The organism is Cryobacterium sp. PH31-O1 (genome assembly GCF_030063455.1).
Classification (GTDB): domain Bacteria; phylum Actinomycetota; class Actinomycetes; order Actinomycetales; family Microbacteriaceae; genus Cryobacterium.
Map to the genome: position 1 here is coordinate 1 of NZ_JASITB010000001.1, position 23,203 is coordinate 23,203.

At 61.4% G+C, this 23,203-nt stretch carries 24 protein-coding genes, 2 tRNA genes and 2 pseudogenes; 18 read left to right on the top strand and 10 right to left on the bottom strand.

Annotated elements, in window-relative coordinates; genetic code table 11:
* The first annotated feature begins 107 nt into the window (after window positions 1-107).
* The 10 genes from dnaG to QMK31_RS00050 all read left to right on the top strand — a co-directional run bounded on the left by dnaG (window position 108) and on the right by QMK31_RS00050 (window position 11,076).
* Window positions 108-1,973 carry a DNA primase gene (dnaG, locus tag QMK31_RS00005; RefSeq protein WP_283498928.1) on the top strand — a complete coding sequence of 622 codons (1,866 nt, stop codon included), beginning with the start codon at window positions 108-110 and terminating at the stop codon, window positions 1,971-1,973.
* 216 nt (window positions 1,974-2,189) lie between these two features.
* Complete coding sequence (locus tag QMK31_RS00010) at window positions 2,190-3,824, top strand: ABC transporter substrate-binding protein (RefSeq protein WP_283498929.1); 1,635 nt, start codon at window positions 2,190-2,192, stop codon at window positions 3,822-3,824.
* A gap of 99 nt (window positions 3,825-3,923) precedes the next feature.
* A complete protein-coding gene (locus QMK31_RS00015; protein WP_283498930.1) occupies window positions 3,924-5,015 on the top strand; it encodes an ABC transporter permease in 1,092 nt (363 codons plus the stop codon).
* Window positions 5,016-5,017: 2 nt separating this feature from the next.
* Entirely contained in the window at window positions 5,018-6,109 is a 1,092-nt protein-coding gene (locus tag QMK31_RS00020) for an ABC transporter permease (RefSeq protein ID WP_283498931.1), read from the top strand.
* On the top strand, window positions 6,109-7,812 hold the full coding sequence (locus QMK31_RS00025; RefSeq protein ID WP_283498932.1) for a dipeptide ABC transporter ATP-binding protein: 1,704 nt from the start codon (window positions 6,109-6,111) through the stop codon (window positions 7,810-7,812). The genes QMK31_RS00020 and QMK31_RS00025 overlap by 1 nt, the downstream gene beginning before the upstream one ends.
* A gap of 5 nt (window positions 7,813-7,817) precedes the next feature.
* Window positions 7,818-8,720 (top strand): ATP-binding cassette domain-containing protein, encoded by a 903-nt coding sequence (locus QMK31_RS00030; protein ID WP_283498933.1) that lies wholly within the window; start codon window positions 7,818-7,820, stop codon window positions 8,718-8,720.
* Between the two features lie 229 nt (window positions 8,721-8,949).
* Window positions 8,950-9,022 (top strand) — tRNA-Asn (locus tag QMK31_RS00035).
* Between the two features lie 115 nt (window positions 9,023-9,137).
* Window positions 9,138-10,013 carry a sensor histidine kinase gene (locus QMK31_RS00040; protein ID WP_283498934.1) on the top strand — a complete coding sequence of 292 codons (876 nt, stop codon included), beginning with the start codon at window positions 9,138-9,140 and terminating at the stop codon, window positions 10,011-10,013.
* A 17-nt stretch (window positions 10,014-10,030) separates the two neighbouring features.
* Entirely contained in the window at window positions 10,031-10,774 is a 744-nt protein-coding gene (locus QMK31_RS00045; RefSeq protein WP_283498935.1) for an AzlC family ABC transporter permease, read from the top strand.
* Window positions 10,771-11,076 (top strand): AzlD domain-containing protein, encoded by a 306-nt coding sequence (locus QMK31_RS00050; protein WP_283498936.1) that lies wholly within the window; start codon window positions 10,771-10,773, stop codon window positions 11,074-11,076. Before QMK31_RS00045 ends, QMK31_RS00050 begins: the two co-directional genes overlap by 4 nt.
* A gap of 5 nt (window positions 11,077-11,081) precedes the next feature.
* Here the strand turns inward: QMK31_RS00050 and def are convergent, their stop codons facing one another.
* Window positions 11,082-11,654, bottom strand: coding sequence for a peptide deformylase (gene def, locus QMK31_RS00055; protein ID WP_283498937.1), 573 nt, complete (start codon window positions 11,652-11,654; stop codon window positions 11,082-11,084).
* Window positions 11,655-11,694: 40 nt separating this feature from the next.
* Here def and QMK31_RS00060 point away from each other — a divergent pair, with 40 nt between their 5' ends.
* From QMK31_RS00060 to QMK31_RS00080, 5 genes are all read left to right on the top strand, one after another.
* On the top strand, window positions 11,695-12,609 hold the full coding sequence (locus QMK31_RS00060; protein ID WP_283498938.1) for a DMT family transporter: 915 nt from the start codon (window positions 11,695-11,697) through the stop codon (window positions 12,607-12,609).
* A gap of 155 nt (window positions 12,610-12,764) precedes the next feature.
* Complete coding sequence (locus tag QMK31_RS00065; protein WP_502852106.1) at window positions 12,765-14,036, top strand: glycosyltransferase; 1,272 nt, start codon at window positions 12,765-12,767, stop codon at window positions 14,034-14,036.
* A 39-nt stretch (window positions 14,037-14,075) separates the two neighbouring features.
* Window positions 14,076-14,149, top strand: a tRNA-Ile gene (locus QMK31_RS00070).
* 1,393 nt (window positions 14,150-15,542) lie between these two features.
* Window positions 15,543-15,950, top strand: coding sequence for a hypothetical protein (locus tag QMK31_RS00075; RefSeq protein WP_283498939.1), 408 nt, complete (start codon window positions 15,543-15,545; stop codon window positions 15,948-15,950).
* A complete protein-coding gene (locus tag QMK31_RS00080; protein WP_283498940.1) occupies window positions 15,947-16,237 on the top strand; it encodes a transcriptional regulator in 291 nt (96 codons plus the stop codon). The genes QMK31_RS00075 and QMK31_RS00080 overlap by 4 nt, the downstream gene beginning before the upstream one ends.
* A 46-nt stretch (window positions 16,238-16,283) precedes the next feature.
* Here QMK31_RS00080 and QMK31_RS00085 read toward each other — a convergent pair whose 3' ends face one another.
* Window positions 16,284-16,829 (bottom strand): hypothetical protein, encoded by a 546-nt coding sequence (locus tag QMK31_RS00085; RefSeq protein WP_283498941.1) that lies wholly within the window; start codon window positions 16,827-16,829, stop codon window positions 16,284-16,286.
* A gap of 774 nt (window positions 16,830-17,603) precedes the next feature.
* Between QMK31_RS00085 and QMK31_RS00090 the strand changes: the two genes are divergently transcribed.
* On the top strand, window positions 17,604-18,038 hold the full coding sequence (locus tag QMK31_RS00090; protein WP_283498942.1) for an immunity protein CdiI family protein: 435 nt from the start codon (window positions 17,604-17,606) through the stop codon (window positions 18,036-18,038).
* Window positions 18,039-18,101: 63 nt separating this feature from the next.
* On the opposite strand, the gene QMK31_RS00095 is transcribed toward QMK31_RS00090, so the two are convergent.
* From QMK31_RS00095 to QMK31_RS17220, 3 genes are all read right to left on the bottom strand, one after another.
* On the bottom strand, window positions 18,102-18,353 hold the full coding sequence (locus QMK31_RS00095) for a type II toxin-antitoxin system RelE family toxin (RefSeq protein WP_502852110.1): 252 nt from the start codon (window positions 18,351-18,353) through the stop codon (window positions 18,102-18,104).
* A gap of 8 nt (window positions 18,354-18,361) precedes the next feature.
* Window positions 18,362-18,637: a type II toxin-antitoxin system Phd/YefM family antitoxin gene (locus QMK31_RS00100; protein ID WP_134578614.1), complete on the bottom strand. Its 276-nt coding sequence runs from the start codon at window positions 18,635-18,637 to the stop codon at window positions 18,362-18,364.
* A gap of 126 nt (window positions 18,638-18,763) precedes the next feature.
* On the bottom strand, window positions 18,764-19,021 hold the full coding sequence (locus QMK31_RS17220) for a helix-turn-helix domain-containing protein (protein ID WP_349361531.1): 258 nt from the start codon (window positions 19,019-19,021) through the stop codon (window positions 18,764-18,766).
* Window positions 19,022-19,132: 111 nt separating this feature from the next.
* On the opposite strand from QMK31_RS17220, the gene QMK31_RS00110 reads away from it, so the two are divergent.
* Window positions 19,133-19,519: a hypothetical protein gene (locus tag QMK31_RS00110; protein ID WP_349361532.1), complete on the top strand. Its 387-nt coding sequence runs from the start codon at window positions 19,133-19,135 to the stop codon at window positions 19,517-19,519.
* A 282-nt stretch (window positions 19,520-19,801) separates the two neighbouring features.
* Here the strand turns inward: QMK31_RS00110 and QMK31_RS17260 are convergent.
* The 5 genes and pseudogenes from QMK31_RS17260 to QMK31_RS00130 all read right to left on the bottom strand — a co-directional run.
* A pseudogene (locus QMK31_RS17260) lies at window positions 19,802-19,972 on the bottom strand (Fic family protein); the annotation flags it as partial.
* Window positions 19,973-20,008: 36 nt separating this feature from the next.
* Window positions 20,009-20,167: a hypothetical protein gene (locus tag QMK31_RS00115; RefSeq protein WP_283498944.1), complete on the bottom strand. Its 159-nt coding sequence runs from the start codon at window positions 20,165-20,167 to the stop codon at window positions 20,009-20,011.
* An 85-nt stretch (window positions 20,168-20,252) separates the two neighbouring features.
* The gene (locus tag QMK31_RS00120; protein ID WP_283498945.1) at window positions 20,253-20,435 is read right to left on the bottom strand and encodes a hypothetical protein; all 183 of its coding nucleotides are present in this window, start codon (window positions 20,433-20,435) and stop codon (window positions 20,253-20,255) included.
* A gap of 127 nt (window positions 20,436-20,562) precedes the next feature.
* A pseudogene (locus QMK31_RS17265) lies at window positions 20,563-20,902 on the bottom strand (transposase); the annotation flags it as partial.
* 422 nt (window positions 20,903-21,324) lie between these two features.
* Window positions 21,325-22,215 (bottom strand): LysR family transcriptional regulator, encoded by an 891-nt coding sequence (locus QMK31_RS00130; RefSeq protein ID WP_283498946.1) that lies wholly within the window; start codon window positions 22,213-22,215, stop codon window positions 21,325-21,327.
* 178 nt (window positions 22,216-22,393) lie between these two features.
* Between QMK31_RS00130 and QMK31_RS00135 the strand changes: the two genes are divergently transcribed.
* Window positions 22,394-23,167: an SDR family NAD(P)-dependent oxidoreductase gene (locus QMK31_RS00135; RefSeq protein ID WP_283498947.1), complete on the top strand. Its 774-nt coding sequence runs from the start codon at window positions 22,394-22,396 to the stop codon at window positions 23,165-23,167.
* Window positions 23,168-23,203: the final 36 nt, after the last annotated feature.

A 23,203-nucleotide genomic window follows, 5' to 3' on the forward strand; every position in this document is an offset into this window, starting at 1 on the left:
AGCTTATAAACTGGGCCCACGGTCCGAACATGGGCCCGGCGCCGGTCCCGCCCCGGCCGCAGTCCCCGTAAACCGAGGGTGTCACCCGAGAACGATAGAATTTGAACATGGCTGGACTGATTCGACAAAGTGACATCGAGGAGGTCAAGGCCCGCACCAACATCGCCGACATCATCGGTGACTACGTCACCCTGAAGTCTGCTGGCGTCGGTTCGATGAAGGGTCTCTGCCCGTTTCACGACGAGCGCAGCCCCAGCTTTCACGTGCGCCCGCAGGTCGGTTTTTACCACTGCTTCGGCTGCGGCGAAAGCGGCGACGTCTACTCTTTTCTGCAAAAGATGGACCACGTCAGCTTTAGCGAAGCCGTCGAACGCCTCGCCGGACGGGTCGGCCTCGACCTGCACTACGAAGACGGTTCCGGCGCTGCCCCTGACCACGGCAATCGCGCGCGCTTGCTCGCCGCCAACCAGGCAGCGTCCGATTTCTTTATCGACCAGCTCGGCAGCGCCGGCGCCGAAGTTGGCCGGGCCTTTCTCGGTCAGCGTGGCTTCGATGCAGCGGCCGCGACCCGCTTCGGGGTCGGCTTTGCACCGAAGAGTTGGGACGAACTCACCAACCACCTGCGCGGTCGCGGTTTCACCACCGACGAGCTCACCCTGTCCGGTCTGGTCTCCAGCGGCGACCGGGGAATCTACGACCGGTTCCGCGGCCGTCTGGTCTGGCCAATTCGCGATATCACCGGCCAGACCATCGGCTTCGGCGCCCGCAAGCTGCTTGACGACGACAAAGGGCCCAAATATTTGAACACCCCCGAATCGCCGGTCTACCACAAGGCCCAGGTGCTCTACGGGCTCGACCTCGCCAAACGCGACATCTCCCGCAGCCACCAGGTCGTTGTGGTCGAGGGATACACCGACGTGATGGCGTGCCACCTGGCCGGCATCACGACGGCCGTCGCCACCTGCGGTACCTCCTTCGGCGTGGATCACATCAAGGTGCTGCGCCGGGTGCTCGGCGACGACTCGGGCGTTGGCGAAGTCGTGTTCACCTTCGACCCGGATGCTGCCGGCCAGAAGGCCGCTATGCGCGCCTTCAGCGAAGAGCAACGCTTCTCCGCCCAAACCTATGTGGCGGTCGGACCGGAGGGACTGGACCCCTGCGATCTGCGGCTGCAGCGCGGCGATGACGCTGTGCGCCGGCTGGTCGATTCGAAGAAGCCCATGTTCGAGTTCATGATTCGACAAATTCTCTCCCAGTACAACCTCGACACCGTAGAGGGCCGAACGGCGGCGCTGCGGGCCGCGGCACCGGTCGTCGGCGAGATTCGCGACCCTGTGCTGCGGCCCGGGTACACCCGTGAACTGGCGCGCATGCTCGGCGTCGACATGGGCGACGTTGCCAAGGCGGTCACTAACGCCCAGTCCGGCGCGCGGGCCGCGGCGAGCGGTGGACCGAACGCACCCCGCCACGGCGGCGCGGTCGAAGTGTTGCCCGAGCGCCCATTCTCCCTGGTCGAGCTGCCGACCGACCCGGTCACGCGACTTGAGCGGGACGGCCTCATGGCCATGCTGCAGCGGCCAACGCTGATCGGCCGGGATATTCTCGACAGCGCGGTGCAGACATCCTTTGCGAATACCTCTCTCGCGGTCGTGCGCGACGCCATCGCCGCCAGCCTGGCGCACTTCGAAGCTCCAGATTGGCTTGATCGGGTGGTCGCCGAGGTACCCGACACCTTCAAGAACCTCGTGCAGGAACTCGCCATGGCAAACCTGCCCGAGCGCACCGAGAAAGACGTTGCCCGCTATGTGCGCGATATAACGATCGTGCTCATCGACAAGGACCTGCTTCGGCTCAAGGCCGAGTTGCTCGGTCGCCTCCAACGAGCGGATGCCGCCGACACCGAAATGTATCGCACCCTTCAGCGAGAACTCGTGCGGGTCGAGGCCGAGCGCCGCGCCCTCCGCGAGGAATGACCCGGGCAGCAGCCCCGTCTGCTGCCGCGCCAACATCTGAGCGGAAAAACTGGGACTGCAACACATGAGCTTGTGAATGTTGCAGATCTGTAAAGAAGCTGCGGCTGAGCGCGGCTATCGGCGAACTCTGTGCTAAATCTTGCCTAACAGCAAGATCAGTTGCGCCCATTTTGGTGCTTCTAATCGTGAGACTTCGACAGGAAGAGGACGACGGATATGACATCCGCATTCACTAACGGCAAACGCGCTCTCGTTGCCACCACCGGGATTGCCCTCGCGGCATTGGTCCTTTCCGGTTGTGCCGCCGGAGGGGGAACCAACACCGACTCCTCTGGCGGTCCAATCACCATAGGGACCACCGACAAGGTGACCGCGCTCGACCCGGCTGGTTCCTACGATGCCGCATCGTTTGCCGTGCAGACGCAGGTCTTTCCATTTCTCTTGAACAGCAAGTTCGGCACCGCGGACGTCGAACCCGACATCGCCGTCAGTGCCGAATTTACTGCGCCAACCGAGTACACCGTTGTGCTCAAGCCCGACCTCAAATGGGCCAACGGCAACGACCTGACCTCCTCGGACGTAAAGTTCAGCTTCGACCGTCAGCTCGCTATTGCTGATGACCTCGGACCTTCATCGCTGCTTTATAATCTGGAGAGCACGGAGGCCGTCGACGACACCACCGTGGTCTTCACTCTCAAGGCCGGGAATGACCAGATCTTCCCGCAAATTCTCTCCAGTCCGGCCGGCGTGCTCGTAGACGAGGACTCCTTCTCCGCCACCGAGATCACCTCCGACGATGACATCGTCGCGGCTGAAGCTTTTGCGGGCCAGTATGTACTTACCAGCTACGACTTCAACAACCTTCTGGCCTACAAGGCCTATGACGGATACCAAGGTCTGCTCGGGGCTGCGAAGACCGACGTCATCAACGTCAAATACTTCACCGACGCATCCAACCTCAAGCTTGAGGTTCAGGAAGGTGGCATCGACGTTGCCTACCGCAGTTTGTCAGCGACAGACATCGACGACCTACGCGGCAATGACGCGGTCAAAGTTGTCGACGGCCCCGGTGGCGAGATTCGCTACATCACGTTCAACTTCAACACGCAGCCCTATGGCGCAACGACCGCTGATGCTGACCCGGCCAAAGCCCTCGCCGTTCGTGCGGCCGTAGCCGATGTCGTTGACCGTGAAGAACTGGCCGACCAGGTCTACAAGGGCACATACACGCCGCTGTACTCCTACGTACCTGCAGGACTCACCGGAGCCAACGAATCCCTCAAGGGTCTCTACGGCGATGGCAACGGTGCACCCGACATTGAAAAGGCAGCGGCAGACCTCGCGGCAGCCGGCGTTCCCACGCCGATCGCGCTGAACCTGCAGTACAACGCCGACCACTACGGCCCCGGATCCAGCGACGAGTACGCGCTGATCAAGAGCCAGCTGGATGCCTCGGGCCTGTTCGACGTTAGCCTGCAGTCCACAGAGTGGGTGCAGTATTCCAAGGACCGCGTTGCTGACGTGTACCCGGCGTATCAGCTCGGCTGGTTCCCGGACTACTCTGACGCCGACAACTACCTGGCCCCGTTCTTTGCCGAAGGCAACTTTTTGAAGAACCACTTCGACGACGCCGAGGTCACCGCCCTGATCCAGAAGCAGGCAGTCACCAACGACGCCGAGGAGCGCACGGCTCTCATTGAAGAAATCCAGGACAAGGTTGCGGCCCAGCTGTCGACCGTGCCGCTGCTTCAGGGTGCGCAGGTAGCCATCACCGGGACCGACATCACCGGTACCGCAGACACGCTCGACGCCTCATTCAAGTTTCGTTACGGCGCGCTGGCCAAAGGCTAGACGGTACTACGACTAGAGTTCTCTCTAGTTTGATCACCGGGGGTGTTCAGCGATGCTATCGCTGGGCACCCCCGATTCTTTTGCAATTGTGAGGTAGTAATGACCACTGTGGCCATGAAGCCGCCGGTACCGGCCGCTGGGCGTAGCCCGAAGAAGAAGACCAGCCCGGGCGGCGGAATAAGCCGCTACCTCCTGATTCGGTTCCTCCTCATCTTTCCCACCATTTTCATTCTGGTTTCGATGGTGTTCTGGCTCATGCGCACGACGGGAGACCCGATCACTGCCGCGTTGGGTGGCAAGCTTGGCCCCGACCAGCTCGCCGAACTGATCAGCAATGCCGGCTACGACCGCCCGATTTTCATTCAGTACGTCGAATATCTGGGGCAGGTGTTCACCGGCAACTTCGGAACGACTATCAGCACCAACCGTCCGGTCTCTGAAGTGCTCTTCACCTATGGGTCAGCAACGGCGGAGCTCGTGTTCTACTCCCTGATCGTCGCTTTTATCGTTGGTATTCCGCTCGGCATGATTGCTGCCTACTGGCGCGACAAGGCACCGGACGCTTTTCTGCGCGTCTTCGCCATCCTCTGCTACGCCACCCCCGTCTTTTTCGCTGGACTGCTGCTCAAGCTGGTTTTCGCTGTCTGGTTCAAAATATTGCCGCCCTCTGGGAGAGCGAGTATCGGCTCCGAACTGCAGATGCAGCTACTACCAGACAAGACCGGCATCTATTTCATCGACGCGATAAAAACCGGCGATCCGATGGTCCTGAGCGATGTGCTCATGCATGCGGTGCTGCCCGCTCTCGCCCTTGGACTATTGACCGCCGGCGTGTTCCTTCGTCTGGTGCGCACCAACGTCATTGGAACGCTTGGCACGGACTATGTCAATGCCGCCCGGTCGCGGGGAGTCAACGAATTTCGTCTGGTGCGCACGCACGCCTACCGTCCCGCGCTCATTCCCATCATTACCGTTATCGGCTTGCAGGTGGCCTTGCTGCTTGGTGGCGCTGTCCTCACCGAAACCACCTTCGAATGGAAGGGTTTGGGGTTTGTGCTCATTGAATTCATCAAGGCCCGCGACTTCGTTGCCGTGCAGGGCATTGTGGCCCTTCTGGCCGTTATCGTTGCGCTATCGAACTTTATCGTCGACATCATCGCCGCGCTCATCGACCCGAGAGTGCGGTACTAACCATGGCAACGCTCACTTCTGACACCACGCACTCACCCAAGGCTCCGCTGTGGACACGGCTTCCCATCGTGCACCAGGTGCGTCAAAGCGTCGGGCTGCAACGAGGCATGCTCGTAGCCGGTCTCATCATCACCGGCATCTTCATTCTGACCGCAATCTTCGCACCACTGCTCGCGCCGTACGGCTTCAGCCAACTGCGCGATGAGAACGGTACTTTTGGGGCCCAACTGGAGCCAGGCGGCAATCATCTGCTTGGCACCACCGTCGGCGGCTACGATGTGCTCTCCCGGGTGATCTGGGGCTCGCAAACCGCGATCGCCGTTATGGTCGTGGCCGTCGTGCTGTCAATCTTTGCCGGTGTTGCGCTCGGCCTCGTCTCGGGATACTTCGGCGGCTGGCTCGACCGGGTGCTCGTCGTCGTGTGCGACGCCGTTTACGCCTTCCCGGCCTTGCTGCTCGCCATCGTCATGGGCATCGTCATCTCCGGCGGTCGCTCCGACCTCATCGGCGGCATCCTTGCCGCGGCGATTTCGATCACCGTGGTGTTCATTCCGCAGTATTTCCGTGTGATCCGGGCAGAGACAGTGCGCATCAAGGCCGAAGCATACGTGGAATCGGCTCGAGTGCTCGGTGCCAGCAGCGGACGAATTATGTTTCGGCACGTACTGCGCAACGCCACCCGCACGCTCCCGCTCATCTTCACGCTTAACGCCTCCGAAGCGCTGCTGACCCTCGCGGGCCTCGGTTTCATCGGTTTCGGCATCGAACCGTCGTCGGCAGCCGAATGGGGCTACGACCTCAACAAGTCACTCTCCGACGTGACAAGTGGAATATGGTGGAGCAGCCTGTTCCCCGGCCTGGCCATCGTGCTGGTGGTACTCGGCATCACTCTGGTCGGCGAAAGCCTCAACGACCTCGCCGACCCTCGCCTGCGCAGTCGTCGCGCGCCCGGCAAAAACGCCGGTGTCGTCGCCGCCACCAGTGTGGTTGCCGGTGGCACGCTCACCGCTGGTCCCGGCGGCGTGGATGGGCTCGAAACGAGTCCGCCGTTGCCCGACGTCCACCCGAACGATGACCCTTTCGAGGCCAAATAATGAGCGCTGATTCCCTGCCCGATGTCGTACGTATCGAGAACCTCAATGTGACCTTCGCCACCGACGGCGGCGCTGTCAAAGCCGTGGATGGTGTGAGCCTGCACGTCGCACCTGGCGAGGTGCTCGCCATTGTGGGCGAGAGCGGAAGCGGAAAAACGGTGACCGCACGCACCATCCTCGGTCTGCTCCCGGAGACAGCCACCGCCCACGGCGCCGTCATTCTTAGCAGCAAAGATGGCGCCAACTCGAACGACGTTCTCGCCGTCAGCAAGCAGAAGCTTCGTCAACTGCGGGGAACGGATGTCTCCATGGTCTTTCAGGAGCCGTCCACGGCTCTCAACCCCGTCTTCACGGTCGGCTGGCAGATCGCCGAGGGCATCCGCGCCCACGGTGAATTCAGCCGCAAGGAGGCGCGCGCCAAAGCCATTGAGATTCTCGGCCGGGTCGGAATCCCCGACCCCCAGAGCCGAGTCGACTACTACCCGCATCAGTTCTCCGGCGGTCAAAAGCAGCGCGTCGTCATTGCCATGGCCCTCGTGCTCGACCCCGGGCTCATCGTGGCCGACGAACCGACCACCGCCCTCGACGTGACCGTGCAGGCCGAGATCCTCGACCTGCTGCGCCGCTGCCGCGACGAATTCGGCACCGCCATCGTGCTCATCACCCACAACATGGGGGTCGTCGCTGACCTGGCCGATCGTGTTGCCGTCATGTACGAGGGCAAGGTCGTCGAAGAGGCAACAGCGCAGGCCCTGTTCTCGAACCCGCAGCACGACTACACCAAGCGACTGCTCGGCTCGGTACCTCACGTTGGACAGGGGACCACCCGTGCTACCGCTCGGGCACTTGCCCGCGAACCCGGCTGGGCAGAAGAAACGCCGGTCGTCGTCGCCGACAACCTAAAGATCCAGTACCCGGGACGGCTGGGTAAACCCGGTTTCACCGCCGTCGATGGCGTGAGCTTCGTGATCCGGTCCGGCGAGGTGCTCGGCCTCGTGGGTGAGAGCGGATCCGGCAAGACCACCATCGGTCGCGCCATGGCCGGACTCACCCGGGTCACCGACGGTTCCCTCACCGTGCTCGGTCACGAGATGAACGGATTCAGGGAGCGCGCCTTCAAGAAGGTGCGCAGCGAGATCGGCTTCGTCTTCCAGGACCCGGCGTCGAGCTTCAACCCGTTGCTCACCATCGCTGAGTGCGTGGCCGAACCACTCGTCGTGCACGGTCGCGCCGCCAACGCCGGTGCGGCACGCAAACGGGTCAACGAACTGCTCGAGGCGGTGCAGTTGCCCCGCGCCTATGGCGATCGCTACCCGCACGAGCTCAGCGGAGGTCAACGTCAGCGTGCGAGCCTGGCCCGTGGTCTTGCGCTGGAACCGAGTCTGCTGATAGCGGACGAGCCGACCAGTGCGCTCGACGTGTCGGTGCAGGCGAAAGTGCTCGAACTCTTCGCTGAGCTGCAGAGGGAGTTCGGGTTCGCCGCGCTTTTCATCAGCCACGACCTCGCCGTCGTCGACATTCTCGCCGACCGCATCGCCGTGCTCTACAAGGGGAAACTGGTCGAGGAAGGCACCGGTGCCGAGGTGCTCGGTGCCCCGAAGGATGCTTACACCCAGCGGCTGCTCGCCTCGCTCCCGGTTCCCGATCCGGCTGCGCAGGCACTGCGGAGGGATGAACTTCGCATTCTGCGTGCGGCAGGATAGAAGGTATGAGGCATGGCGCGGCATCCGTTCCCCCGATCACTACGAGCGATCTGACGATCGAATACCCGCCACACGGGGCGAGCCCGGCATTTGTCGCGGTGCACGGGTTCACCCTGCGTATCGCTCCGGGCGAGGTGGTGGGGCTGCTCGGCGAGAGTGGCTCCGGCAAGAGCACCCTGGCCCGGGTGCTCTCCGGTGACGCCTTCGTGAGCGACGCTACCGGCATCCGTCCCCAGATCACCGGGGGAGAGGCGACCGTGCTCGGCTACGGCCTGCGCCGCATCAGCAAGCGCAAGCTGCGAGGGCTCACCTTCGGCGTCGGGGTGCTGGCCCAGGATGCCGCAGACACACTGCCGTCGACCCTGACGGTGGCCGAGATCGTGGCCGAGCCGGTGCTCGAACGGGACTCGCGCTACAACCGTCGTGCGCTCGGTGCCCGAGTGGCCACCATGATCGATGCGGTGCGCCTCCCGCTGGCCGTTCTTGGGCAGTATCCATACGAGCTCTCCAGCGGCCAACGGCAGCGTGTGGCGCTGGCTCAGGCGCTCGTGCTGGGCCCGACCCTGCTGATCGCTGACGAGCCTACAGCGGGCGTTGACGTGCTGGTGCGTGACGCCGTGATCGACTTGATTAGCGAACTGCAGCGGGAGAGATCGTTCTCGGCACTCGTAATCAGCCACGATCTGGCCGTGCTGCGGCGGGTCGCCAACCGCATCGGCGTCATGCACCAGGGCGTGCTGGTCGGCCTCGGCACCATCGACGACGTGTTTCGAGACCCTTGGCATCCCTACGTGCGGGGTCTCGCCGCAGCCCTGCAGCCCGACCTCAATGTCCCTGACGTCGATGACGCCCACAGCGTTGCCGTTGGCGACGTGGGTGATGAAACGGATGCTGCGGCCGGGAGTTGAGGCGGGGCGCGACCGGTCACATCCGCTGTAGCGCGTGACCGGTCGTGCCGACGTCGACACGCCCGACCGGCTTGGCGCGCCCGAGACTGCTCATGTGTTGCTCTGGCCCACTTTGCGAGGGCTGCACCGCATATGACGCGACATATTCGGCAGTTGGAGTCGATCAAAACCCGTCGTGGTTTTGGACTGCCAGGAAACCTTGGTAAAGTAGCAACGCTGTTCACAGCATTCCTCGATAGCTCAATTGGCAGAGCAGCGCACTGTTAATGCGCAGGTTCTTGGTTCGAGTCCAAGTCGGGGAGCGAAAGGCCACTCAGGGCTCCACCCCGGGTGGCCTTTTTTGTCGGTACGTTTTGTTTCGACGAAAAAGTTCCTTCCCAATGTGAATGGCTTGGGCACAAGAGACGGCGGACAGCAGTGGATTTCTCGCAACTTCTGGTACCGGCACTGAGCGTACTCTCTGGCGCGCTCCTCGTACTCTGGACTATCTCGCAGCTGCGGTCGCGCCGGGTCATCTTCGATCGAAACGCCGCCGAGCGCGTGCGCATCGAACTCGAACTCTCTCTCGCCGAGCAGCAGGGGCGCCTCGCCATCATCCGCGAGCTGCAGGACGGCGCAGTGCTCACCATCGCCCGGCTCATCACCCGCGCCGAGGGCGCCCGCTACACCGCTGAGAGCGACCCCTCGACGGCCGTGCGCGCCGCAACTGCCCTGGTTGACGACGGCCGGGTGGCCCTCGCCGACATGCGCCGCGTGCTGACCATCGTGCGCGAGGGTGAAACCGTCGGGGCGCTGCAGCCTGGCCCGCAATCCACCAGAGACCTGTTCCGCGTGATGCGCGATGCCGGCCTCGTGGTGAGCTTCATCGAGTCCGGCGAACGATTCGCGCTCAAGGCGGGTGCCGAGCTCGCCATCTTTCGTATCCTGCAAAGCGCGCTCTCGAACGCGCTCAAGCACGGCGGCGTCGGCACGGAAGCACGGGTCTCGTTCACCTGGACCAGGGACGGCCTGCAGCTGCTCGTCGACGACGACGGCATCCGTGCCGCCGCACGTCGGGATGGCAAGGACACCGGCGAACAGGTCGCCCGCACCCCGTACACAATCGAAGACGACCTTAAGGCCCTGAGCGAGAGTATCGCCGGCCCCGGCATCACCCAGATGCGTGAGCGCGCCCAGCTGTTCGGCGGCGTGTTCAACGCCGGCACGGTTCCCGGACTGGGCTTCTCGGTGTCGGCAGTGTTCCCGTCGCTGCGCTTTCACAACGGCGTGCACGGCGTCGACCTCTCCCGGTGACCTCGGCGCCCGTCACCGTGCCCGCTTCCCACCCGCTCGACGAGACGCACCAGCAACGTCTGGCCGTTCGTGAGGGCCTGGCCGTTGGGCTCGCCACCGCCGCTTACGGTGTGTCGTTCGGTGCGCTGTCGGTCGCAGCGGGGCTCGACATCTGGCAGACCAGCTTCATCAGCATCGTCATGTTCTCTGGTGGTTCCCAATTTGCCCTCATCGGCGTGCTCGCTGCCGGTGGGGTCGCTGCCGGCCCCGCAGCGATCGCGAGCGCTGCCCTGCTCGGCGTGCGGAATGGCATCTACGGCATGCGCACCGCCCCGATCGTCGGCAGCGGGCTCTGGAAGCGGCTCGCCGCCGGGTGGATCACCATCGATGAATCCACCGCTGTCGCTCTCGCCCAGCCGACCGCACGCAGCCGCCGGGTCGGATTCTGGATCACCGGGCTGGCCGTCTTCATCGGCTGGAACGCGACCACCCTGCTCGGCGCACTGATCGGCGACGCGCTCGGTGATACCAGAGCCTACGGGCTCGACGCTGCCGCCGCCGCGGCCTTCGTGGGTCTGCTCTGGCCTCGCCTCAAGCGGATGCAGGCCGTTGCGGTGGCCGTGGCGGCCACGGTGGTCGCCGCCACGCTCACGCCGGTGCTCATGCCGGGACTGCCCGTGCTGGTCGCAGCGCTCGTGGCGGTGGTGGTCGGCCTGTTTAATTGGCTGGGCGGGCCGGCGCTGCCGGGTTCGGCATCCGCTCGAAGAGGCCGGCGCTCGTGACTCTGTGGCAGATCATAATTGCGGCGTCGATCGCCGTGCTCGCGCTCAAACTGGCCGGCTACCTCGTGCCGCCCGCGCTGCTGGCGAAACCCACGCCGTCTCGCATTGCCGACCTGCTGACCGTGGCCCTGCTGGCGGCGCTGATCGCGGTGCAGACGCTCGGCAGTGGGCAGGCGCTTGCTCTGGATGCCCGCATTCCGGCCGTTATCGTGGCGGCCGGCCTGTTCGCGATTAAAACGCCGTTCATCGTCGTGGTGATCGTGGCGGCGCTGGTCGCCGCTGGCCTGCGCGCCCTGACCTGACGGCCTCAGCCCTCGAGGTTGTCGACGCCCGGCGTCCAACTCAGGCCGGGGACGCCCCAACTCTTCTTGCGCTCGACCTTGGCGGCCATCTTCGAGTAGACATGCTCGAGGCGATCGACGTACAGCGTGCCGTCGAGGTGATCGAATTCGTGCTGGAAGATGCGGGCGAGCCAGCCATCCGCTCGAATCTCAAACGGATGCTGCTCGGCGTCGACGGCCCGCAAAATGGCCGACTGGGCTCGTTTCAGCGGAAAACGCTCGCCCGGAAACGACAGGCACCCTTCGTCTTCGTCGACATCTTCATCGTCGACGGGCTCAGCGGAGACCGGCGTGATCCATAGTTCCGGGTTGATCGCGACTCCGCGCCAAGAGACGTCGTCATCGTCCTGGTAGCTGTACGTGAAGAGGCGCAGCCCGACTCCCACCTGGGTGGCGGCGAGACCGACGCCAGGCGCAGCATCCATCGTCTCGAACATGTCTCGCACCAATTCGCGCAAATCGTCGTCGAAATCGACGACGGGAGCGGCGGGGGAGTGGAGAACGGGGTCACCTGAAATAACTATCGCGCGTACGGCCATTTCTCCAGAATATCGGCAAGCTTGTCGATAAGGTCATCAAGTGACCTCTGACCTAACCGATCTGGCGACAGAAATCGCCATTGATCCACGTCAGGCCATCGGAATTCCGTTGGCCTTGGTCGGCGCCGTCTTTCTTTCCCTTGGCGCCCAATTTCAGCATCGTGGTGTCACCAAGGTGGAGGCGCGCACCGCAGAGGTCACCGGTGGACTCAACCTGCGCCAGCTCACTCTGCTGCTCTCGCGGCCCAGTTGGGTGTTCGGTTCGCTCATGCTCGGCCTCGCCATCGTGTTCCAACTGACGAGCCTCGCATTTGCCCCCCTCATTGTCGTGCAGCCGCTCGGGGCGGTCGCGCTGGTCATCACCGCCGTTCTGAATGCCCGCGTCAGCAAGGTCAAACTCAATCGGGCCAGCATTATCGCCATCTCAATGTGCGTGGGTGGTGTCGGCCTGTTCGTGACGGTGGCCGCTTTCACCGCCGTTGACAAGCCGGTCACCGACAAAAATCTGGTGACCATTCTCATCGTTCTTGCGTTGGTGCTGCTGGCGTTTGCACTTGCCTTCGGATTTCTGCGGCGCCGGTCGCAGGCAATTTTCTACATTCTCGGCGCCGGAGTGCTGTACGGGTTCGTGGCGACCCTCGCCAAGGTCGTCATCAATCGCACCCAGAATGGTAATTTTGAGTGGCTCACCCTCACTTGCGTGCTCGGGCTGTTGCTCGCGGCGGCCCTGGGGGCGTACTTCGTTCAGAATGCCTACGCGTCAGGGCCACCCGATCTCGTCATTGCAGGGCTCACCGTCGTCGACCCGCTGGTCGCGGTCGGAATTGGAATCGTCGTACTCGGCGAAGCCAGCCAGGCGCCGCCGGCAGCGGCGGTGGCGTTCGTCCTTGCCGGAGCGATTGCTATCTGGGGCGTGTTCCTGCTTGCGCGGTACCACCCCCAACTCGATCGTTGACTAGTAAAGAATTTTGCGCTCCCACGGTGCGGGACACAGTGAAGACGGCACGGTTTAGAATAGTGTTCGAGTGTGCAGCGTCAATTTCGCCAACCGCACCCGAGATTTCCTGCCGGACGATGATCCCCGGCCCAACAACGTAGGGACCACTCCACTTGTCAGATTCGACCGACTTGCTGAGCAGCCCGAACCCGGGCGAAGCGCCCGAGAGCGCTGCGAGCGCGAAGCCGCGCATTCGCGTTCTTATCGCCGCCGACACGTTTGCCCCCGATGTGAACGGCGCGGCCCGATTCGCCGAGCGGCTCGCCGGCGGCCTGGTGGCCAGAGGCCACGAGGTTCAGATCATGGCCCCGGCCGCTTCGCGCAAGCACGGCAGTTGGACCGAGATGCACGAGGGCCAGCCGATGGTGGTGCACCGCCTGCACAGCTGGCGCTGGTATCCGCACGACTGGCTGCGTTTTGCTTTGCCGTGGCTAGTTCGCGGTGAAAGTCGGCGCATTCTCGACTCTTTCCACCCCGATGTTGTGCATTTTCAGTCGCACATCAACGTTGGGCGGGGGGTGTCCATCGAGGCGGCCAAGCGCAATATCCGTCTGGTCGGCACGAATCATTTCATGCCAGAGAACATGGTGAAGTTCTCCCTCGTTCCGGTCGGTTTTCAGGACCGGGTGATCAAGGCCGCCTGGAGGGCTGCCCGGCGCACCTTCGGCCGCGCTGCCGCCGTCACGACCCCGACCCGTCGCGCCGCCCAGTTCCTGGAAAAGTACACGGGCCTGACCGGGGTGCACGCCATCTCCTGCGGCATCGACGCCGACAACTACGCTCCCAACTTTGAGCCGCGCATCGAGAACCGCATTTTGTTCGTCGGTCGAGTTACTGGTGAAAAGCAGATCGATGTCTTGCTGCAGGCAGCGGCACTGCTGTCGACTGACCTCGACGTGCAGGTTGAGATTGTGGGCGGGGGCGATCAGAAACGCAACCTTGAGCACCTGGCTGACACCCTCGGCATCCGCTCACGAGTGACGTTCACCGGTTACGTGACGGATGACGAGCTTCGCGCGGCCTATTCGCGGGCCACAGTGTTTGCCATGCCGTCGATCGCCGAGTTGCAGAGCATCGCCACCATGGAGGCCATGGCCTCAGGACTTCCCATTGTTGCGGCCGACGCTATGGCGCTGCCGCACCTCGTGCACGACCAGGCGAACGGCTACCTGTTCAAGCCGAGTGACGCCCAAGATCTGGCGGACAAACTGACCGTGGTGCTAACGGCCCCGCCTGAACAGCTGGAGTCTCTCAAGCGGGAGTCGCTCAAGCTCATCTCCGCACACGACATTAAGCGCACTCTGAACACGTTCGAATGCCTGTATCGTGGGGAGCCGGTGAGCGATCTGGTCACCAACGGTGCCTCGTCGCAGACGCCGGAGTAGTCACATATCTGTGGGTTCGACCGTTTGGTCGTGCTTTTTGGGGCGGTAGCTCAGCTGGTTAGAGCAGCGGACTCATAATCCGTCGGTCCCGGGTTCAAGTCCCGGCCGCCCTACTGTAAATTGGATCTGATCAGGGTTTTGCCGCAGTGGTGTTCTCTTAGAATTCTATATTCTTCGAAGTCGTCGTGGGTTCACGTGCCAATGGGCTCTTGGAAATGACGGATGATCAGGTGTTTTAGTCGGGGTGGCACCGCGAGGCTTCATTTGGGTCATGTTTATTGGTTGTTTATTGTTCAAACCCCATCTAGGAGTCCGCTTCGATTCCCGGAAACCTGGGGTGCCTTCATGGTGTTGGGTGCTCTTGTGGTGGTCAAAGGTTGGCGGGTCGTGGGTTCACACCACTGATATTCGGTCTGGATATCTCGTTCATCTGGACTTTAATGTCCTTGCGATAACCCGAGACTTGATGCACGCACGTTTATCCACCGTTTATCCGATACCAAGCGACTTTTTAGGTTAGTGAGAGCCGATCGTGCTCGGCGCCGCTCGATCCATCTAGTGTGACTTCGATCAGTCGGTGTTCACTTCGGGATGCTTTGGTGTGAGCTGCTGGTTCGGCGCTTCGTAAACACGGGCTTGACTCCGCCAGCACGAGCGTTCCTATCCTCGCCACGGCACCCGCGTCGTAAACTTCACGCCACTCGGTCTGAACAAACGGCTCAGCCCGGTGTGAATGATGGCCCAACTTACTACCTGGATTTTTCCCACTGATTCATTCGGGGGAGTGCAGTGGGCGGATCCGAAAGCGGAGTAGACATGGCAGTGTTCCCGCGTCCCTGATCAGAGCATGACGGGCCGTGGCGCGGGCCACGGAGCCTACGTCTCGACGAAGGCTGGCGCCGGGGTGGTTCGCCTCGCCAAACGTGCTGGTTCGTCTTCGCGCAGTCCGTGCTGATCAAGATGTTCTTATGATGCGGTGTAACGAGCGGGATCCCGATCTCATCAAAGGTCGTTCGCGTGGGAGCGTGAGAAACATGGAGTGCGACACATTGATGGGACACGCGCGAAGGTGACTGCTGCGAGATCGGACTAGTTCAGCCTCGACAGTGAGGCGACTGAAGCCATGGCGACTGGGACAAAAAGCCTAGACCCGTTCCACGCTCGTAGTCCCTGCCCGCCACCACGGCAGCCACCCGTAGTCGATTCGCAGTCGCCAACGACAGTTGATGAGACGAAATATCAGGTGAATGGCCAATAACCCTTCGTATTATCAAGGGAACCTTTGTTTGGATGGTCGCTACCAATTAATGGAGTCATCTTCTGCCGAGTATGAGGGGAACTTCTGTAGATGGCACACGACCAATACCGGCGTATACAGGCAACGAACGCTGCTATCTACACGCTGATGTGAGAGGCGACGTCACTTGTGGTTGCATTTATTAGTCTACTTGCATAAGCTCCAAGTATCAGAAAATTCGCTGGCCCGACTAAGAACTGGAGCACACGTTGGATTCAGATGACACCCGTCCGAGCCTGAAGGATCTGCCGGATCGCCCTGCCCGCCATTTCACGAGTCACGACGTGCTGCTGATTGTCGGAGCGTGTGTTCTTGCCTATCTGGGAGGACTTGTTGCAGGTTTCGGTTTCATCATCGGTCCTGTCGTTGCCTTCATTGGCGGACTGATGGCCACCGCGGTTCGTGCGACTCGGTTCGGCCGGCCAAATGAGCCAGCCCTCGGTCGAATCAGTTATTTTGCATCAATTTCTGTAGCCGTACTCCTGCTGGTCATCACCTTTTATATTTGGAAAGGTGCTCCGTACGTAGATGGCGCCGTTGCGTATCTCGCACCGCTTGTAGGGGTGCTGGTTTACCTGATTTATCTCGTAATCCTATTCTGGAATCGCCGTAAATGAGCGAGGAACCTATCAACAAAGTCTTGTATCCATTACAGCGATTTAAAGTGTTGGGGTTCCTGTGCCAGGTCGAGTCGTCGAATTACGGATCGATCGGCGAGTTTACGGGCCTCAGCGTGAGTGATATCTCGAAAACCATTCGAACGCTCGAAGATCACGGCTATGTCATGGTCCGCAAGACGCGGCGTGGCCGCTATCCGGAGACCCTCGTGCGCGCTACTGAACTTGGCCAATCGGAGATGAAAAAGCTACTTCGTGGATTGAAAAAGTACGGTCATACAAGTTGAGGGCGGCAGTATGAACTCATACCACCCTCAACTTTGCTTCACTGAGTTATTCGAAAACCGAGCACTGCACTGCCGCAACCGCGAGGCCGCCTGCGATACCGATAACGCCACCGCCTATTCCAGCGCGTACGAGTTTAGGCAACACCGCTTCTGCGAGTTCAATCCACAGCTTCTGGCGAACCAATTCCGCGAGGGTTCCGATGACCAGACCGCCGATGAGGCCCAGAACACTGCCCTGAACCATGCAGTCAACGAAGTTCGTTGATGATTTGGCGGTCACGTTTGACTCAGTGTTGCTCGACGCGGATGCGCGGGCCTGTTCAAGCTGCGTTTCGATAGCAAGCGCTTGTCTAGCGCCCAGTAGTTCTGTTGCTGCGGCGACATCGTATGTGCTGATGCCGTCGGTGTCGTATGTGATGACATCTGTGAACAGTGTTTCCAGGCTGCTCGCCAGGATGTCTACTTCGCTTGCTTCGGCTACGAATTGGGCTGGTGCTGTTTGGGGCGCGGCCTGTGCTGCCGTAGGAACGAAAAGTGCGATCGCTATTGCTCCAGCTAAAGTGCTGAAAAGTGCCTTGCTCTTATTACGCATATGCTTCATTCTCCACCCAATCGGAGGGAGTGCCCACGATCAGATTCGTTTTAATATTCGGAAGAAGACCACTAGTACTAGTGATTGAATCTGCGTTGTAGCCATTAATTCTGATAATTTCTATTCAGAATAAACGTATTCCGATTCTGGACGATATTGCAGTCGGCATTTCAGGGGACATAAATTTTGAGACAGCGAAAATCGGTCTAAGAGTTCAGCCATTGGTGGACATTGCTGATGACAATTCTCTTTACACCAAACCATGCATTCGCAGGCATATGTGGAGCCAAGCTGGACGCTGGGGTTACGTTTCAGGTAATGGTGTGGAATTACAGCCATTCACTGGAACGATTGGCCAGTTGATCTGTCGTGATATTTCGCGTCGGAGGAACCTTTACTGAGGTGCTTTCCGCGTTCACTGCGAGCTTCTTTGGACATGTGGTCGGTGAGTTCATTGGCGGCGTTAGCCGGTGGCTTCGGGTGTCTCGCAACTCACTCGCCACCTATGAGAGAGGAGACATCAGGATAGCGAAACAACGCCCTCGAGCTCGTGCGTATAACGCCCGGTCATCGGGCAGTTTCTCGGGACACCTAAACGGTGTTGTGCCGATCACCAGCGGGCTCGATCGCAGTAACGGCGGGGGAGTGCCCGTTGAAGTTCCGTCTAACGGGCACCTTGATATTGCGGAACCACGACTATCCGGTGGCCCACGTGCGTCGGAGACATCTGCGGACGGTTTGCTCTTGTCCATTTGGTCGACTTAGCCTGAGGAGATGACAGAGAGGCCATCTCCGAATCAGAGCGCCAGCGAGGACCGCCGCGTTGTCGACCCCATGACGCAGCTGGAAGTACTTGTGCCGCCCGGCGTCACAGACGAGCGCGCGATCGAACATGCTCGGAAAGAGCGCAATGGTGAACTGCACCGCATTCGGTTCTTTGTGGACTGGGGGCACAACTACGCATTGTGGGAGAGCTTCACTGACAAGTACGTGATGGAGCCAGATGACTACGGAATCTCACTGCAGATAGGTCAACGCCTCAACGAGTGGTCCCGTTTCTGGCAGCAGCATTTCGACCCGTTCGACGGCTGGGATACCCAGGAGAACAAAGACTCCTGGCTGACGACGGGTGACGAGTTGGTACGTCTGCTCGAGATCGAGGTTTACGACATCGCCGTTGTATTGCCGCAGTTTCGCCAGGGTGAGTGAGCAGGCGACCGACACGGCGAAGATCTAACAACCGTTCACCGGGGGTTACTGTTGCGGGATCACTTATCGGGATTCGTATATCTCGCGTCGATGTCCAAGGCGGAGGATGAGCACGATCAACAGGTCGTCGTGAATCTCGTAAATGATGCGGTAGTCACCCGTTCGGACCCGCCATTCGCCAGAGCCTCCAACGAGTTGGATCGCCTTGGGTGGCCGCGGAGCGTCTGCCAGGAGGTCGATCGCTGCTTGAACTCGACGTCGAACCTGCGGATCGAACTTGCGCAGTTGCCGTTCAGCGGCTGGTGCGATCTTCACCGAGTAAGTCATACGAGGCCGAGGTCCGCTTTCACCTGTTCCCAAGGAGTCGGTTCGCTTTTCGTGCGACGCATCTCTTCACGGGATTCCTCAGCGGCACGAATATCGGCCATGTCTTCGGCCAATTCAATGAGACGCTCCAAATCGTCGACGTCGATAACAGCCGCGACTCGCCGCCCGCGGCGAGACAAGAAGACCGGCTCGTGCTCGGTGCGAGCGCGGTCGATGATTGATGCGAGCTGGTCGCGTGCATCAGAGACGCTGACGGGGACCGTGGTTGACATGTTTCAAGCGTACATTCCACTCCCCAAATGTACAAGAGGTCTTCAAATGTACAATTTCTCTCTCGCACAGGGTTCTCATTGCCGGACCAGCCAATCCGGCAACGAGACAACTGTTGAGGGCCCCGATCAATGGCCCGATTCGAATTGACGTTGAATAGTGCGGTAAACGGTCGACCTCGCGACGTTGAAGAGTTCCGCCAGGTCCGCGCTGGAGTGAAGGCCGGCGGTGTGGACTTCGATCAAGTGTTTCTGTTGCGCCACCGACAGTTTGGGCTGTTTACCGCGAAGTGTTAACGCCGACCGAAAATAGGGCCAGTATCGCCGATTGAAAACAGGGCCACCAGCCACTATGGAGGGTGTAAGGCCCGGGGACTTCCCTGACACTTCGTGGTCAGGACATGCCTGACAGTTTATACTTCAGGTGTTTCAACTGGGGGCTGCGGGACCTTCCGGGGTCGGCCGCGTTTGTTGCCGTTGCCGTGGTAGGTGGAGACGATGCACGGGTTCTTCACCTATCTCGAGGACAATCCCGGCGTCAACGATCCAGTGTTTCATGAGCGCTCGCACGGTGAATCGTTTCTGGACCTCGTGGCTGCCCAGTCTCGGTATCCGGGCTTGTGGATTCTCGACGAGCCGGAATCAGCGCTGTCATTCACGGGATCACTCGCCCTGCTGTGCGATCTCCGGGACATCCTTGCAGCCGGCGGGTCTCACGTGATTCTGTCCACTCATTCACCGATCCTTGCTTCGATCCCAGGTGCGCAGATCTACGAGGTCGAACCGTGGGGGTACCGTCCCTGCGCTTGGGACAACCTCGACCAGGTTCGCAATTGGCGATTGTTCCTGGACGATCCGCAACGGTACTACCGGCACCCGCTCTGAGGTCGACGGGCATAGCATTGCGGTTCATTCAACGGCCAGGTCTGCGGCCCTCGCACTGGATCGCGCAGGGCTCCGCAGTCGGGGTGGGCGGACAGGAACGGCGATAGTTCCGGCCCGAGCACGCTGTCGTCGCGTGCCTAGACCTCGCGGACGCCAATCACGGCCAGGAGCGCTTGGGGGCTCATGCTCAAGTCGGCAGCGCGCAGCCCTTCGAGATAGGTGGGGACGTCCTGGATCCAGTCGAATACGTGTGCCATCGGTGAGTGCGAACAACAACGCGTCGGAGAATAGACGGGTGACGCGTCCGTTGCCGTCCGTGAACGGATGCAGGTACACGAGACGGTGGTGCGCGTTCATCGCAATCCACTCGGGCGATGCCGTCTCGTTCTCGATCTGCCAGGCAATGGTTCCGAGCTCTTCCGGAAGTCGTTGCCGAAGCGACGCTGGCTCCACCCCGATGCTGAGTTCGCGTTGTCTCAGAATTCCGGCTCATTGCCAGATCGAGCCGAAGCATGCTGCGTGGATGTCTTCCAGAGTCCCTGGCCGGGTGAGGTCCGCATGCCCGATCTCGTTATTTGCGATCGCTAGCAGGAGGTCCTCGGACGCCGCGGCGATCGCGACCGTCTCCGCCTTAAAGACCTCGTCCATGGTGGCGAACGAGACTCCGCGCACGAAGGCGACGAGGTCGTCAGGGTTGACGGGAGTCCCGGAATAGGGTGAGGGCGCCGCCACTTTAGGCGCTGCGGCGGGCCTTGATCGACGCGATGAGCGTCGAACGGTGCTCCGCGCGCACCACGGGGACAGGCACACTGCGGGTTGCACGACCTTCGATTGCCATGGTTCGTTGCGTTGAGCGCACTACGAGCGCGCGCAGGGCCGCTCGATCGATGGAACCGTTCTGTTGCTTAATGGACAAGGTCGTCACCTCCTAAGTAATTGGATCGCTCAGGTGATTATATGCCGCGGTCCCGCACAACTCCATGGGGCTCCCGCCGGTCCTATGTGGGCAGCGAGGGAACGACGCGTCGTCGCCGCGCGCGATTTTGTCGCTGTCGTTTCGGCACGATCACCGGAGTGAAAGTGCCATCCCGGTCACGAGGCACCTGAATGGTCACCGGCCCCGCCGACGGACTGATCACCGTTTTGGGCCGGGCCCCGTTGCGCACGTTCGAGTCGTCACGCTCATCGGGGGGCACGGTTCTTCTCATGGCCGAGATGCCCGGTCAATTCCTCGTTCAGCGCCGTCTCCAGGAACGTTTTCGTGAACTGGCCCAACAGCCCATTCGGGCCATCCAAGGTCAGGCCCTGCTCCTTAGCCAGGCGCACCCATTCCTTCGCCGCCACCGCCTCACGAGTGGGCTCATTTTTCGTCTTCTTCGTCACAGCATCAAGTGTCGTCATCACGGCACCTTTCCCGCCAGACCCACGTCCAGCGCAATGGATGCGTCCTAAATGGTGCCAGACTGCCGATCTCCTCCAGCACGAGTGGCGCGGTGGTGGAGTATGGAGCCAGCGTTCCGTAAGGCGATGCGGCGGGCCGTCGCGATCAGGTCTTCAACGAGAGCGGACTGCTGGAGCAGCTTGGGGGGACGCCGGTGAGCTTCCAGAATCCGAAATACACGCGCATGGAAATCGAGAATGTGGCCAGGCCTTGCGCAAGGCCGGCAAAGACCCAGGTCCTGCGTGCTGGGCCAGAAACACCGAATGAGGGATACCCCCCTGCGCACCGCCGCCGCCAAGCGCCGGCTGCGCGCCCGCCCTGACTTCGGCGGGACAACCAAGCCACGCAAAATCCTTTTCCGGCTCTACAGCAGCAGCGCCGAACTCGCCCGACGCAATTCGCGCACCCCCGGGTGATCGTCGCCGGTGCGCGTGCACAGCTTGATGGTGCACGGCTCAATGTCATGAATGGGAATGAACTCCACGTCGGCGCCGGCATAGTAGGACGCAATCGAGGTGGTCGTAATGGCGATGGCGCGGCCGGTAGCCACCAGCTGCAATTCTTCGTCCATGGTGTGAATAATGGGCCCGTACCGCACTGGCCGGCCGCTGGGCCGCGGGTCGACCGCCCACCAGTTCATCCAGTCTTCGGTCATGTGATCGGCACCCACGTGCTCGTCGTCGTCGAGGTCATTGATCGAGACGCTGACCCGGCCTACCAGCGCATGCTCGCGGTGCACGGCTACCACGCGCGGCTCGGTTCCGATGGGCTCCAGGGTGAGGCCGTCCACCATGGGGATGGGGGGTATGACGAAGGATGCGTCAACCAATCCGCTGGCCACGGCGGTCAATTGTTCGGGCCAGCTCAGCTGTTTGAGCTCGATCCGAGTGTCCAACCGCCGCAACAGGGCGGTGGCGTGCTGGGTGCCGCCGGCAATGAACCCCACGCGCAGGGTGTGATCACGACTGCGCGCAAACCGGGCCAGATCTACCGCAGCATCCTGCGCTGAGTCAAGCAAACGGCGGGCGTGTGGCATAAAGGCTACCCCGGCCGGTGTCAGCGTGAGCGGGTGTGAATCACGATTGATCAGGCGAAAACCCAGCGATTGTTCCAGGCGGCGAATTTGCTGGCTGAGGGCGGGCGCCGTCACAAAGAGTTTCGCGGCGGTTCGGCCAAAATGGCCTTCCTCCATCACGCTCACGAACGCGCTGAGCGATCTCAGGTTAATGTCCAAGCCCGAAACGTCTTCGTTCACGCGCGCCACCTCCTTCTCTGCAGGTGTTCACAGTGTAGGTGGCAGGCGTGGGGCACCCGATAAGAAGTTCGTTCGTGTGCGCACGTTTTGCGACATGTACATAGCGGCACCGGTCGCCAAGACTCAAGGCAGATCAACGGCGAGCCAGTCTCGCTCCACCACTCAAAGAGGAGTCGTAGTGAATTCAACAGTCGTAATCGTCACCGGAGCAGCAGGCGGACTGGGGGCGGCGATCGCCGCTCGTGTGGCCGAAGATTTCGACGTCGTGGTGGTCTCCGACATTCAGGAGAAGGCGCTCGGCGCTCTTGCTGAAAAGATCGGCGGCACAGCTCGCATCGTGGCCGTCGTCTGCGACGTGAGTGATCCCGAGCAGGTCACCGCACTGTATGAACGGGCCAGCCAGGAGGGCGCCGTGACCGGGCTGGTGAACGCCGCCGGTATCGGCAATTTCACCGGGTTTGACGATCTCACGACCGAGCAGTGGGACCGCGTGTTCGCTATCAACACTCGCGGCACCTTCTTGATGTGCCAGGGGTTTGTGCGCGTTGCGACAGCACCGGCATCCATTGTCAATATTTCCTCGATCGGTGCCCGGTCTGGTAACGACGTACTGGCCCACTATGGAGCCTCCAAGGCCGCGGTCATTGAACTCAGCCACAGCGTTGCGCGTGCGTATGGACGCAAGGGCATCCGCTCGAATGCGCTCATGCCCGGTTTTATCTACACCGACATGTGGCGCAATAGCGTGCCGTTCATGCGCGAGCACAACCCCGAGTTGGAGGGCGTGACCGACGAGCAGATCTTCGCGGGCATCGTGGACCAGAACGTGCCGATGGGCCGCCCGCAGCAGCCAGAAGACGTGGCCGAAGCCGCCGCCTTCTTCTTGAGCGAACGGGCCAAAAACATCACCGGTCAAACCCTGGCCGTTGATGGCGGCACCATTCTCACCTAGCAGCCACCCTCCTTTGACCTTGACGAGAAAGAGAAA

Coding starts and splice junctions, on each gene's coding strand:
- QMK31_RS00030 (WP_283498933.1), top strand. CDS start 7,818: ATGAGGCATGGCGCGGCATCCGTTCCCCCGATCACTACGAGCGATCTG.
- QMK31_RS00025 (WP_283498932.1), top strand. CDS start 6,109: ATGAGCGCTGATTCCCTGCCCGATGTCGTACGTATCGAGAACCTCAAT.
- QMK31_RS00090 (WP_283498942.1), top strand. CDS start 17,604: ATGACAGAGAGGCCATCTCCGAATCAGAGCGCCAGCGAGGACCGCCGC.
- QMK31_RS00110 (WP_349361532.1), top strand. CDS start 19,133: ATGCACGGGTTCTTCACCTATCTCGAGGACAATCCCGGCGTCAACGAT.
- QMK31_RS00015 (WP_283498930.1), top strand. CDS start 3,924: ATGACCACTGTGGCCATGAAGCCGCCGGTACCGGCCGCTGGGCGTAGC.
- QMK31_RS00115 (WP_283498944.1), bottom strand. CDS start 20,167: ATGGACGAGGTCTTTAAGGCGGAGACGGTCGCGATCGCCGCGGCGTCC.
- QMK31_RS00020 (WP_283498931.1), top strand. CDS start 5,018: ATGGCAACGCTCACTTCTGACACCACGCACTCACCCAAGGCTCCGCTG.
- QMK31_RS00100 (WP_134578614.1), bottom strand. CDS start 18,637: ATGTCAACCACGGTCCCCGTCAGCGTCTCTGATGCACGCGACCAGCTC.
- QMK31_RS00010 (WP_283498929.1), top strand. CDS start 2,190: ATGACATCCGCATTCACTAACGGCAAACGCGCTCTCGTTGCCACCACC.
- dnaG (WP_283498928.1), top strand. CDS start 108: ATGGCTGGACTGATTCGACAAAGTGACATCGAGGAGGTCAAGGCCCGC.
- def (WP_283498937.1), bottom strand. CDS start 11,654: ATGGCCGTACGCGCGATAGTTATTTCAGGTGACCCCGTTCTCCACTCC.
- QMK31_RS00085 (WP_283498941.1), bottom strand. CDS start 16,829: ATGCGTAATAAGAGCAAGGCACTTTTCAGCACTTTAGCTGGAGCAATA.
- QMK31_RS00080 (WP_283498940.1), top strand. CDS start 15,947: ATGAGCGAGGAACCTATCAACAAAGTCTTGTATCCATTACAGCGATTT.